Annotated in this window: 14 protein-coding genes; 13 read left to right on the top strand and 1 reads right to left on the bottom strand. The window is 61.2% G+C overall.

What is annotated here, in order from left to right:
* The first annotated feature begins 301 nt into the window (after window positions 1-301).
* The 13 genes from AC1DCM_RS06450 (at window position 302) to AC1DCM_RS06510 (ending at window position 11,684) form a co-directional block, all read left to right on the top strand.
* A complete protein-coding gene (locus tag AC1DCM_RS06450) occupies window positions 302-1,243 on the top strand; it encodes a 3-carboxyethylcatechol 2,3-dioxygenase (RefSeq protein ID WP_442004991.1) in 942 nt (313 codons plus the stop codon).
* Window positions 1,240-2,100: an alpha/beta fold hydrolase gene (locus AC1DCM_RS06455; protein ID WP_442018974.1), complete on the top strand. Its 861-nt coding sequence runs from the start codon at window positions 1,240-1,242 to the stop codon at window positions 2,098-2,100. The genes AC1DCM_RS06450 and AC1DCM_RS06455 overlap by 4 nt, the downstream gene beginning before the upstream one ends.
* On the top strand, window positions 2,100-2,900 hold the full coding sequence (locus AC1DCM_RS06460) for a 2-keto-4-pentenoate hydratase (RefSeq protein WP_442004993.1): 801 nt from the start codon (window positions 2,100-2,102) through the stop codon (window positions 2,898-2,900). The genes AC1DCM_RS06455 and AC1DCM_RS06460 overlap by 1 nt, the downstream gene beginning before the upstream one ends.
* A complete protein-coding gene (locus tag AC1DCM_RS06465; RefSeq protein WP_442004994.1) occupies window positions 2,893-3,345 on the top strand; it encodes a nuclear transport factor 2 family protein in 453 nt (150 codons plus the stop codon). Before AC1DCM_RS06460 ends, AC1DCM_RS06465 begins: the two co-directional genes overlap by 8 nt.
* Window positions 3,342-4,094, top strand: coding sequence for an HpcH/HpaI aldolase family protein (locus tag AC1DCM_RS06470; protein ID WP_442004995.1), 753 nt, complete (start codon window positions 3,342-3,344; stop codon window positions 4,092-4,094). Before AC1DCM_RS06465 ends, AC1DCM_RS06470 begins: the two co-directional genes overlap by 4 nt.
* Window positions 4,091-5,734 carry a bifunctional 3-(3-hydroxy-phenyl)propionate/3-hydroxycinnamic acid hydroxylase gene (locus AC1DCM_RS06475; RefSeq protein ID WP_477517716.1) on the top strand — a complete coding sequence of 548 codons (1,644 nt, stop codon included), beginning with the start codon at window positions 4,091-4,093 and terminating at the stop codon, window positions 5,732-5,734. The genes AC1DCM_RS06470 and AC1DCM_RS06475 overlap by 4 nt, the downstream gene beginning before the upstream one ends.
* Window positions 5,735-5,860: 126 nt before the next feature.
* Window positions 5,861-6,856 (top strand): ABC transporter substrate-binding protein, encoded by a 996-nt coding sequence (locus AC1DCM_RS06480; RefSeq protein ID WP_477517717.1) that lies wholly within the window; start codon window positions 5,861-5,863, stop codon window positions 6,854-6,856.
* A gap of 69 nt (window positions 6,857-6,925) precedes the next feature.
* Window positions 6,926-7,786 carry an ABC transporter permease gene (locus AC1DCM_RS06485; RefSeq protein WP_477517718.1) on the top strand — a complete coding sequence of 287 codons (861 nt, stop codon included), beginning with the start codon at window positions 6,926-6,928 and terminating at the stop codon, window positions 7,784-7,786.
* On the top strand, window positions 7,783-8,556 hold the full coding sequence (locus tag AC1DCM_RS06490) for an ABC transporter permease (RefSeq protein ID WP_442018970.1): 774 nt from the start codon (window positions 7,783-7,785) through the stop codon (window positions 8,554-8,556). Before AC1DCM_RS06485 ends, AC1DCM_RS06490 begins: the two co-directional genes overlap by 4 nt.
* Window positions 8,546-9,382, top strand: coding sequence for an ABC transporter ATP-binding protein (locus AC1DCM_RS06495; RefSeq protein WP_442018969.1), 837 nt, complete (start codon window positions 8,546-8,548; stop codon window positions 9,380-9,382). The genes AC1DCM_RS06490 and AC1DCM_RS06495 overlap by 11 nt, the downstream gene beginning before the upstream one ends.
* A complete protein-coding gene (locus tag AC1DCM_RS06500; protein ID WP_442005001.1) occupies window positions 9,379-10,068 on the top strand; it encodes a TetR/AcrR family transcriptional regulator in 690 nt (229 codons plus the stop codon). The genes AC1DCM_RS06495 and AC1DCM_RS06500 overlap by 4 nt, the downstream gene beginning before the upstream one ends.
* Window positions 10,065-10,778: an SDR family oxidoreductase gene (locus AC1DCM_RS06505; RefSeq protein WP_442018968.1), complete on the top strand. Its 714-nt coding sequence runs from the start codon at window positions 10,065-10,067 to the stop codon at window positions 10,776-10,778. The genes AC1DCM_RS06500 and AC1DCM_RS06505 overlap by 4 nt, the downstream gene beginning before the upstream one ends.
* Window positions 10,779-10,808: 30 nt before the next feature.
* Window positions 10,809-11,684: a VOC family protein gene (locus AC1DCM_RS06510; RefSeq protein WP_442005003.1), complete on the top strand. Its 876-nt coding sequence runs from the start codon at window positions 10,809-10,811 to the stop codon at window positions 11,682-11,684.
* A gap of 18 nt (window positions 11,685-11,702) precedes the next feature.
* Here AC1DCM_RS06510 and AC1DCM_RS06515 read toward each other — a convergent pair whose 3' ends face one another.
* Window positions 11,703-12,407, bottom strand: a complete 705-nt coding sequence (locus AC1DCM_RS06515; RefSeq protein WP_442018967.1) for a GntR family transcriptional regulator — start codon at window positions 12,405-12,407, stop codon at window positions 11,703-11,705.
* Window positions 12,408-12,431 lie beyond the last annotated feature (24 nt).

Below are 12,431 nucleotides of genomic sequence, written 5' to 3' on the forward strand. Positions count from 1 at the left end.
GAATACGTTGCCTCATTTGAAGCCTCCGGATGAGTGGCTTCGTTGCCTCGTTGAAGAACCTCCGGATTGCCTAGCCGTTCCAGGCTCGGTTTACGGGTTTGAGGGGTGCTGGTTTCTTGACCAGGGCCAGTGTTTCCAGCTGTCCGGTGAGCGCCAGAATCTGACGTAAGAGGGCTCTGGGCTTGATGCCTTTGAAGGCGCCGGCTGGCACGAATCACAGCAAAGCATTGCAAATGACGAATCTAGAATCTACACTCTAGGGAACGACCAGATGTGGTCGAGCTCACTGAGAGGGAAAGCAATGTCGCTTGCACTTGCCGCGTTGTCACACGCGCCATCATTTGGGAACGTCGATCCCGGGGGAACGATCTTCGCCGAAATGAATGAAGCCCTGGGAGAAGTTCGCTCATTCGTTGAGGACTTCGCCCCGGATGTTACCGTCATCTTCGGCCCGGACCACTTCAACGGTGTGCTCTACTCGATGATGCCGCCGTTCGCCATTGGTGCTCAGGCTGTCGGTGTTGGCGATTACGGAACCGGCGAAGGCCCCCTCCCTGTCGATTCCGAGACTGCCCGGGAACTGCACGCGCTCACCATTGCCCAGGGAATCGACATAGCTCGTTCGGAGCGTCTCCAAGTTGACCACGGCGTCATGCAGCCGTTGGAATTCCTGTTTGGCTCGGGCTTCACCAACCCGTTCGTTCCCGTATTTGTGAACGCCATCGGCAAGCCCCTTACGCCCATGGCCCGGATCCGTCTGATGGGTGAGGCGTTGGGTCGCGCTGCCCAGCAACTGGATAAGCGCGTTCTCCTTGTGGCCTCGGGCGGGCTCTCCCACAACCCGCCGATTCCCGAGTACGACGGCGCGCCCGACCCTGTCCAGCAGCGTTTGGTCTCTTATGCACCGTCTAAAGAAGACCGTGCAGCCCGCGAAGGAAAGATCATTGAGGGCATTCAGGCTATTGCGGACGGCCGCGCATCCAGCGCACCCCTCAATGAGGAATGGGACCAGAAGCTGATGAAGGTGTTCCGTTCGGGCTCGCTGAGCGACGTGGACGGCTGGGACAACGACGAGTTCATTGCCGAAGGCGGAAGCGCAGCACATGAGATGCGTTCCTGGATCGCGGCTTTCAGCGCATTGTCGACGGCGGGCGACTACAGCATGGTGGTGGACCGCTACTGGCCGGTTAAGACCTGGGGTGCCGGCTTCGGTATCACAGCTGCTGTTCCCCAGAACGCATGACCCAGGTAACCATGTGGGGCGAGATTGCCGACCTTCCCCACACCCTTGAGTATGTTCAAGTAGGACCATGGCTGACACGGGTCCTTACCGTGGGCGCCGGACAGCAAACCCTGGTCCTCCTCAATGGCACCAGCGGGCACATCGAAGCGTGGACCCACAACATCCGTGCGCTGGCGCAGAATTACAAGGTCATCGGTTACGACTACCCCGGGCATGGCTTTTCAACGTTGGCTGAAGCCGACTTGGAAATCCCGGACTACGAGGCACATCTGCTGGATCTCCTGGACGTGCTGGGCCTGGACAAGGTGCACCTCCTGGGCGAGTCCCTCGGTGGGTGGATCGCTATCAAGTTCGCCGCGCACCACCCCGAGCGCCTGCACACCATTGTCCTGAGCGCTCCCGGCGGCCGCATGGTGGGCCCTATGTCCATGGATCGTGTCAGCCCAGTGAGTCGCAAGGCCGTGGAGGACCCCAGCTACGAGAACGTCAAGGCACGGCTCCAAGTGGTCATCCACAACCCCGAACAGATCACGGACGAGCTGGTGGAAGTACGCCGTGCCGTCTACAGCCGGCCGGGCTTCATCACCTCCATGGAGCACATCATGGCGCTCCAGGTTCCGGACATCCGCGCCCGGAACCAAGTGACCAAGGAAGACTACGCTGCCATCCCGGTGCCGGCCCTGCTCGTGTGGACGGACCATGAGCCGACGGGCGGTGTGGCAACGGGCGAGACCCTGGCGGCGGCAATTCCGGACGGCGAATTCGCGCTGATCCGCAACGCCGCCCATTGGCCGCAGTGGGAGGATCCCACGAAATTCAACGAAAAAGCACTCGACTTCCTCAGCAGAAAGGCGTGATGAAGATGTCGGACATCATTACGGAGATCGCTGACGATCTCTACAAGGCGCGGACAACGCGCACCCCTATCGAATTCGTTCGCCACCGGCTACCGGAGAAGGACAAGGACGCGGCCTACCGTATCTCCGAGCTCGTTACCCAGCAGCGCGAAGCCGCGGAAGGCCGCCGTCGCGTTGGTCGGAAAGTTGGCCTGACTAATCCTGTGGTCCAGGCGCGTGCCGGCGTGGACGAGCCTGACTACGGCATCATCCTGGACAACATGGTCTTCGAGTCCCCGGTTGAGCGGCCGTCGTCAGCGTACTTCCACCCCAAGATCGAAGCCGAGCTGGCGTTCGTCCTGAAGTCGGACATCCTGGATCCGGACCTGGCATCAGTGGAAGCGGCCATCGACTATGTGACGCCTGCAATGGAACTGGTTGATAACCGTTACCACAGCTACAAGATGGGTATCGTTGACACGATCGCTGACAACGCGGCCTGCGAAGGAATTGTCACAGGTTCGGTTCGCATCCCTTACGGCGAAGTCGACCTCAAGCAGGTCGAGATGGTCCTCTACCGCGGCGACGAAGAGTTGACGCGCGGCGTTGGCGGAAATGTCATGGGCGATCCCATCCATGCAGTGCAGTGGTTGGCAGATACCTCGTTGAGGATCGGCAAGCCCCTCCGTGCGGGAGAAATCCTGCTCTCCGGATCCATCGGATTGATCGTGGACTGGGATCCCAACATTACGTACTCGGCGAAGTACTCGCACGGGTTCGGAGACGTCGTGGCGCACCTGACGGAGGCCGTCCATGCATAAGGTGACGATCGAAACCCGGGTGGCCATCGAGGCACTCGTCGCGGAATTGCTGTGGCGCCTCGATCACGGCAAGGCGGACACAACCTGGGAGCTATACACGGAAGACGCTGTATCCACCGGCCCCTTGGGCGACATGGATGGCCGTGACGCCATCAAGGCCTGGGGCGAGCGTCGCGCCAAGGTCACGGGAGTTGTGGGCCGCCACCTCATCGGCGGCATCCGTTTGGAATGTGTAGGCGGGGAGCTCCATGGCTGGACGCAGTACCTGACGTTCCGGGACTCCTCGGAGAACCCGCTCATGCCTGCCAGCGTGGGTGAATTCCGGGAGGTCTACCGCGAGGTAGACGGGGAATGGAAGATCGCGCGACGCGAGATCAACCCCATATTCGGCGGAATGAACGCTGCCGCCCACGCCAAGCGCCTGACGGAAAGCACCGCGAAATGAAGTGGGAGAGCCGCGGCGGGCGGCCGCCCGCACTGTTGCACCAGGCAATCCCTTCCCTCTCCGTCACGGAGTGGGCGCTGGCTGCTGGATACGACGGCGTGGTGGTCGACCTGCAGCACGGCGAAGTGGGGCTGGAAGCAGCCTGCACCATGCTGCGGGCCACACCCCGCGATTCCGCCTACAGCTATGCCCGGGTAGGAAGCCTGGATCCGGCCCCCATCCTTCGTCTGCTGGACAGCGGTGCACGCGGAATCATCGCACCTACCATCGAGTCGGGGGAACAAGCGCGAATGCTGGTAGAAGCCACCAAGTACCCCGGTGTGGGCAACCGTAGCCTCGGTCCCAGCAGGCCGTCCCTTTATAAGGGAGAGTCCTACACCGAAGCGGGCAACCGCGCCGTGTCCACCATCGCCCAGATTGAAACAGTGGCCGGCCTGAAGAACGCGGAAGAGATCGTCACGACTCCCGGCCTGGACTCCATTTACGTCGGGCCGGCGGACCTGGCCGTGTCCTTCGGCCTTCCGGGCAGGGGCGACTGGGAAGACGGACCCGTCCGCGAAGCCATAGTCCAATTGGCTGCCTTGACGAGGGAACACGGCGTGACTTTGGGCATCTATTCTGGCTCCGGTACTTACGCAGCCGACCTTCTTGACCGGGAACTCGTCGACTACGTCGGCCTCGGCATTGACCTCGTCTTCCTTAGCCGTGCGGCTCAGGAATCCATCAAGACCCTGAGGGGCCCAGAATGAGCGACCGCAAGGACGTAATTATCATCGGAGCCGGTCCGGTCGGTTTGACCCTCGCCAACCTCCTTGGCCAGTTTGGCGTCAACACCGTGGTCCTTGAAGGCCGCGATGAACTCATTGATTACCCGCGTGCCGTCGGCATTGACGACGAGGCGCTCCGGACCATGCAGACCATCGGTTTGGTGGATAAGGTGCTGCCGCACACGGTGCCTGACCAGAAGATCCGGATCGTCAACGGCGACCGCAAGGTGCTGGCGGAAATCAATCCCACCACCCGCGAGTTCGGCTGGCCCCGAAGGAACGGCTTTATCCAGCCCCTGGTCGATAAGGCCCTGCTCGAAGGCCTGGCGCGGTACCCCCATGTGGAGGTGCGTTTCGGTTGCCGGGTGGACGCTTTTGGATCGGATTCCGACGGCGTTAGCGCCACGGTCAGCACGCCCACTGGACAGGGAAGGGTTACCGGCAGCTACGTCGTGGGTTGCGACGGCGGCCGGTCGCTGACCCGCCAGCACCTTGGGCTGGCATTCGAAGGCGAAACCCGATCGACGCGCGGACTCGTGATCGACGTCGCGAACGATCCCATCGGCACACCGCATGCAGTGTTCGGTGGAGACCCCAGCCGCGGCTACGCAACGCTCAGCCTGCCCCACGGCATCCGGCGCTGGGAGTTTACGCTGTTCGAAGGGGAATCGGAAGAGGTGGCCGAGGATGATGAGTTCGTCTTCTCCCTCCTGGCCCCCCACGTACCCGATCCAGCGAGCCTGAACATCATCCGCCGTCGGGTCTATGCCCACCACGCCCGCGTCGCGGAGAAGTTCCGTGTGGGACGTTTCCTGCTGGCGGGCGATGCGGCCCATGTCATGCCCGTTGTGGCTGGACAGGGGTGGAACTCCGGCATCCGGGATGCCTTGAACCTGGGCTGGAAACTCGCAGCCGTGGTCCACGGCAAAGCCAGCGACCGCCTGCTTGATTCCTACGAAGACGAACGCCGTGAACACGTCAAGGCCATGGTGGCTTTGTCGCTGAACATGGCAAACCTCGTGACGGACCACAACAGGCTGCGCACGGCCGTCCGCGATATGGCCGCCGCCGTGGTGGACCGGCTTCCCAAGGCCCGCGCCCGCCTGAACAACCAAGGCTACAAACCCATGCCTAAGTACGATCACGGCATTGTGGTTCCGTCGAAGCTCCCCACGTGGAAGTCTCTCCCGGACAGGGAAGACGCGCCGCGTACGGTGGGAACGTTGTTCCCACAGCCCACAGTCCGCAACGAGGAAGGTATTTCGGTCCTGTTGGACGACGCCACCGGCCAAGGGTGGCGTGTGGTGGTCTGGAACAACGATCCCATGGCGTTCGTCAGTGAGTCTGACGCGGAGAAGCTTGGGAGGCTGGGCGGTGTCCTTGTGCACGCAGTGCCGGCCACGCAGCTGCCGTGGGCCAAAGCTGCTGCCGCGCCTGGCGTGCGGGTAGTGGGCGACGAAAGCGGCGTTCTGAAGGCTTGGTTCGACGAAAGGCCCTTCTCTGCGATCATCGTGCGGCCCGACCATGTGGTGGCTGCTGAGTGCCTTGCACAGGCACTCAGCGGCGTTTTGGGCAAGGTTTTCAGCGTGGCCGACGTCACATTATCGCCGCAGAACGCATAACATGATTAAGAATGCATAATCCATTGACAAAGGCTTAATCCGCAAAATACTGTTGCTGCAACTCGCCAGCACAGGCAGTAAGGCGGGAAGGCCCGCCCAACGTTCACTCAAGGGAGAGCGAATCTCATGAACATCAAGAAAGCCCACGCAGCTACCGTTGCTGCCTTGGGCCTGGCACTGACCCTCAGTGGCTGCGCATCAGGATCTGTGGACGGTAGCACTCCGGCAGCAGCAGGCAGCACATCCGAGGGACTCACCAAGGTCACTTACGGTATCTTCCCGTCCAACACCGTTGCAGCCATGCAAGTGGCCATCGACAAGGGCTACTTCAAGAAGCAGGGCATCGACTTGGAGCTTGTGGTTGGAGCCGGCAGCAGCGCGGCCCAGCTGCCTGCGCTGGCGTCCGGCGAACTCGACTTCATGTTGGCCAGCCCGGTCACGGCGCTGACGGCAACAACACAAGGCCTGGACGTCCGCATTGTTGAGGGCGTCACCCAGAACGACCCCAAGATCGTGGAAGACTCCACGGCAGTGGTTGTTGGAGCCTCATCAACCATCAAGTCGGCCCGCGATCTTGAAGGCAAGAAGGTCTCGGTGAACGCCCTGGGAAGCATCGGTGAGATCGGCATTCGGGAAGCTGTAGCCAAGGATGGCGGCGACCCGAAGAAGGTGGCGTTCGTTCAGTTGTCCTTCCCGGAGGTTGCAGCGCAGATCGAGGCTGGCCAGATCGACGCCGGCATGGCCGGTTCACCCTTCATGCAGCAGGTGGTTTCCAAGGGCGGCAGGGTAGTCAGTGACTTCATCCAGGAGGCCGGGCTGGGTTCGAACGAACTAGTGACCATTTCCAGTGGCAAGCTGGTGGAGGGTGACTCCGATAAGGTGAAGCGCTTCACGGCGGCCATGAAGGAAGCCCTGCCTTTCCTGACGGAGAACAACGACCTGATCCGCGATGCAATGCCGGCCGCTTTGGGGACGGACCCTGCAGCTGCGAAGAAGGCCCAGCTCTCTCTCTACAACCCGGACATCTCAAAAGAAACCATCCAGCTTTTCGCGGATCTGCTCGTCAAGTACGGCATCGTCAGCACCAAGCCGGACGTTGACAAGGTGATCTGGAAGCCATAACCCGCTGTTGTCGGGGCCGCTGGCCGGCCCCGACAACAAATTTCATCGCAACAACCGAGAGCAGAAACCGTGGAAACACAAACTCCGATCCTGAGCCGCGTGGCTGTGCGCTCCCTGCCCACGCGGGAACAGACAGTGCGGCGTGCTGCGCAGTGGGCTGCTATTGGGCCGTATGTCCTGGGTGTCGCTGGCATCCTCGCCGCACTTATCGTCTGGGAAGTCTTCTCAGCCTTCGGCCCGGTCAGCCAGCACCACTTGCCACCACCATCGCTGGTCATTCCAACATTCCTCACCAACTTGACCTTCACCCAATTCTGGATCACCGTCGGCCAGACCATGTGGGCTTGGTTCCTCGGACTCATCATGGCCATCCTGGGTGGCGTAGCGGTTGGGCTCCTTATCGGTTCGAGCAAATTCCTACGGTCGGCGACCCACACCACCATCGAGTTCCGCCGCCCGATTCCGGCTGTCGGCCTGATTCCTTTGGCTGCACTGCTCTTTGGCCCGAGGATCGGCGCCGAGCTACTGATCGTAGTTTACGGTTGCTTCTGGATCGTCCTGATCCAGGTCCTGTACGGCATCACGGACATTGACAAAGTTGCTGATGACACAGTGCACACCTTGCGCATGACCTGGCTGCAGCGCGTGCGGTACCTCGTTCTCCCCACGCTCCTGCCGTACCTGATGACGGGCATCCGGCTCGCAGCTACTGTCGCCTTGATCCTGTCCATCAGCGCGGAGCTCATTGTCGGTACACCGGGGATAGGACGTGCGGTCGCCCAGGCCCAGCTCAATGACAACCCGTCGGCGATGATGGCCCTCATCATTACATCAGGTCTTTTGGGAATCGTCGTGAACCTGATTTTCCGTTTCATCGAGCGAAAAGTGCTCTTCTGGCACAGCTCCGTCCGTTCGGAGGTGGCGGCATGACCGTCCTCAAGCGTTTGGGCATGTGGCTGGGCCTGCCGGTCATCCTCATAGCCATCTGGTGGGCGGCAACAGCCCAGGGCGTCAACTTCTTTGTCCCCAAGCCCGACAAACTGGCCGACACTTTTGCCAAGGTGTGGTTCAGCGAGAAGTTCTTCAACGACGTCCTCCCGAGCATGGGGCGGCTCCTGATCAGCCTCGCAATCTCCCTGGTGCTCGGCGTCGCCCTCGGAATTGCAATCGGCCTTTCCCGCAGCTTGCGGTGGCTCCTTGAGCCGTTGCTTGAGTTCATCAGGGCGGTGCCGTCAACCATCCTCATCCCGGTCCTGCTCCTGCTCATCGGTATCAATGACACGATGAAGGTGACGGTGATCGTCCTGGGCTGTCTTTGGCCCATCCTGTTGAATACGGTTGAAGGCGTGCGTTCCCTCGATGAAGTATTGAAGAACACTTCGCTGGTCTACCGGCTCCGTGGCTTCAACCGCATGCGTTACCTGGTGCTGCCCGGAGCGATGCCGCTCATCATGGCCGGCATCCGGCACAGCCTCGCCGTGGGACTCATCCTGCTGGTCGTTTCGGAGATGTTCGCCTCGACCGACGGTATTGGCTACTCGATTATTAATTTCCAAAACCGCGTTGCAATCCCTGAAATGTGGAGCGGCATCGTCCTGCTGGGGATCATAGGTGTGTTGCTCTCGGTTGCATTCCAAGCGATCCAAAAATGGGTTTTGGGATGGTACTACGGTCTTAAGGAGGCCTCCAATGACGGCTAACAAGTCGGACGTCCGTCTCAGTGTCCAGCAGGTCCGGAAGGTCTACGGCGTAGGCTCCCGCAACGAGGTGGAGGCCGTCAGGTCACTCACCTTCGATCTCCATGCCGGTGAGTTTGCCTGCCTCGTGGGTCCTTCCGGCTCCGGAAAGACCACACTGCTGAAATGCATTGCCGGACTTCTTGAACCAACCTCCGGTGAGGTGGTGCTGGACGGCAAGCGCGTCTCCGGTCCAGCCGAGGGCATGGCGGTGGTATTCCAGGAATACAGCCGCAGTCTCTTCCCCTGGCTCACTGTGGAAGAAAACGTCGGGTTGCCTCTGAAGACATCAGGTGTGCCGAAGGCCGAACGCAGGGTACGTGTCAATGAAGCGCTGGAGGCGGTCAGCCTTTCCCACGCGACCAAGAGCTACCCTTGGCAGCTGTCCGGCGGCATGCAGCAGCGCGTGGCCATCGCCCGGGCTGTGGCATCCAACCCGAGCGTCCTGCTCATGGACGAACCGTTCGCGGCGGTTGACGCTCAGACCCGTGGCGAGCTCGAGGACCTGGTGCGGGACGTATGGAAGCGCCTGAACATGACCATCCTCTTTGTCACCCATGACATCGATGAGTCCGTGTACCTGGCGGAGCGCGTCCTGGTCTTGTCCAGCTCGCCGACCATTGTCCAGGCCGACCTCCACATCGACCTTCCGGACGTCCGCAGCCAAGCAGACACCAGGTCCCTTCCCCGCTTCGGCGAACTGCGCCACGAGATCTATGAGGAAGTGCAGTTTGCCAAGATCAACCCCGGCGGACAACGCTCTGCGACGCGTGGGGAGTTGAACGCATGAGTCCCCGGGCAGGTGCGGATGTCAGCAGCAACGGCAAGACCGAGACCGGCAAGCGTCGCCGCGTCCACCAATCCACGCCGGAAAATGAACGCGCCATCCTCGAAGCTGTGCTCCAGCTGGCCGTGAAAGTGGGCTACGAAGGCACCACCATGGCCGAGGTGGCCCGGGTTGCCGGCCTGCCGATCGGTTCGGTCTACTGGCACTTCGAAAACAAAGAGGGCCTGTTTGCTGCACTGATCGACTATTGTTTCGAAAACTGGCAGACCCGTCACCGTGGACCGGAGAACAGGGCAATCCTTCGTACGAGTATCGCCGGGTCCGCCGCCAATTCGACTGATCCCGAGCACGCACAGGAAGCGTTCTGGATCATCGGCCTGCTCTTCGCCTTGGAGAAGCGGCTGGCAGGAAACGCTGCCCGCCAGAAGTACCTGGAAGTGCGCGAGCAAATGTATGAGCTCATGGTGGAAGCCGTCACTCCAGGGCTTCCGGAAGCCGCGCTGCGCGCCAAGCCCGACCTTGCGCGGAAAGTCGTCATGCTGGGCCGCGCCCTTACGGACGGTTTCTACATCTCGGCATCCGCGGGAGACCAGATCGACTTCGCCGAAGCGGCCGAACTCTCAGCGCTCGCCATGGACAGGCTCGTCCAGCACTACGCCGAGCTCGGCGAGGCGGAGGACAAGGAGTGAACGCACCAGTCAAGGTAGCGCTGGTGGTAGGCGGTGGCCGCGGAATCGCGGGTGCGGCAGCCAGGGCGTTGGCTGATGACGGGTACAAAATCGCAGCCCTTTCTCCCTCCGGCAGTGCCATGGAGTTGGCACGTAGCCTCGGCGGGGTGGGCGCGGTTGGTTCGAACCGTTCCGTTGTGGACCTGCAGTCAATAACCGACTTGGCGCTGGAGACTTACGGGCGGATCGACGTCGTAATTAACAGTGCCGGCCACGCGGCCAGGAAGCCGGTGCTTGAGATCAGCGACGACGAATGGCTCGAAGGCTACGAGATGTACCTTATGAACGTTATTCGCATGGCTCGAATTGTCACTCCCCACCTGCTTGCCGCCGGCGGGGGATCGGTTGTGAACGTTTCCACCAGTTCCCCTTTTGAACCGAATCCGAACTACCCGGTGTCCGGCACTTTCCGTGCCGCACTGGGGTCGTTCACCAAGCTGTATTCCGACGAGTACGGTCCGTCCGGAATACGAATGAACAACGTCCTCCCGGGCTTCACCAAGGAGGAACCCGGTATCGTGCCGGCTGAATGGACCGCCCGGATACCGCTGCGCAGGGCTGCCAGCTCCGGGGAAGTGGCCCGGGTCATCCGGTTCCTCGCAAGCGAGGAATCAAGTTACATCACAGGCCAGAACATCCGTGTGGATGGCGGCTCGTCCCGCTCCGTGTAGGAACTGGGCATTCAAAGAAAGGTTTTAGCTATGGCAGTTGGTGTGATTGCCGAGATGGGCTATCTCGCAATGCGAACCAGGGACTACGACGAGTCCCTTGAACTGGCCACCGATGTCCTCGGCCTGCGTATGACGCTGAACGATGACAACCGTGCCTACCTGTCCGCTGCGGACCGCCATCACGAGCTGGTTTACGTAAAAGGCGAAGAGGACGGAATCGACCATATCGGCCTTGTTGCGGACAGCCCGGAGGGGCTTGAAATCATCCGCAAGCGCCTGGAGGCGGCTGGGTTCCCCATCCTTACCCGTAGCCCACTCGAGCGGGAGATCGGTGAAGGCTTCGCTGTCCTGGGTCCGGAGGGATACGTCTACCACGTCTATGTGGGGATGAAGGACTTCCGTCACGGTCCTGCGTCCTTTGGTCCAGACCGGTATGGCCACATCAATATCCATCCCCAGAACCCCGCCGTCATGAAGGACTTCCTGGTGGAGTTCTTCGGCTTCAAGGTTTCCGATGTCATTGGCCAGGACTTCGCGTACTTCCTGCGGTGCAACCCGGATCATCACGGTATTGCCCTCATCAAGGGCCGCGGTTCCTTGCACCACCACGCGTGGCAGACCCAGTCCATCGCAGACCTTGGCAGGCTGGGTGACAGGTTGTTCGCCAAAGGTCGTCGGTTGATCTGGGGTCCCGTGCGCCACGGAGCGGGACACAACATCGCGGCCTACTACGTCGAGCCCAACGGCACTGTGGTGGAACTGTATACGGATCTGGAGCAGATCCACGACCTCGACCGTCCTCCCATCGAATGGGATCAAGATGACCGGACTTGGTTCAACCGCTGGGGCGTCTACAACGGCGAGGACTTCCGCTTGCACGGTGCCTTCCCCATCGCGTTGAACTAGTAACGGGCCGGGTCGCCCTTACTCGTTGGGCAGCCCGGCTTCGGACGCGGCATGGAACTCGGCTTCTTCGATCACATCGATCGTGCGCATGTAGTGCTCACGCAGAAGCTTGGTGGCCGTCGGAGCATCGCGGGCAATGGTTGCCTCGAGAATGGCCCGGTGCTCGGCCTCTATGTCCCGGGTTTGGGCGCGCTTGTCCGGAGCGGTCCAGAGGCGGTACAGGGCGGTAGCCTCGCCCAGGGTGGCAGCGAAGTCCTGCAACAACGGGACGGGGCAGGCTTCCAGCAGCTTCGCGTGGAACTCCTGGTGGGCCAGGAACCATTCAACCGAAATATGGTTCGGGTCCTCGGTGGTGCGGCGCGGAGTCCGCTCCAGGCGGTGGTGCACTGCAAGAAGATCGGACTCCCAGGCAACGTCGCCCTGTTCGATGGCCAAGGTCAGGCCATATTCCTCCACACGGCAACGAAGTTCACCCAGGCCGCGCAGTTCTTCCAGGGTGTATTCGGAGACGAAAAAGCCTCTGTTGGGACGGAATTGCAGCAACTTTTCACCAGCCAAACGCACCAGCGCTTCACGGACGACAGTGGAACTGGCGCCGTACCGCTTGGTGAGCTCACCAACCTGGAGGTTGGTACCCGGGGCCCACTGGCCAGCAAAGATTTCGGCCCGTAACTTGCCCCGGACCACTTCGCTGATGGTTTCTGCATTCGCTTGTCGTGCCATGGCACAAGCGTACACTTACGCACT

The sequence above is a fragment of the Paenarthrobacter sp. 10N417 genome (assembly GCF_056394745.1).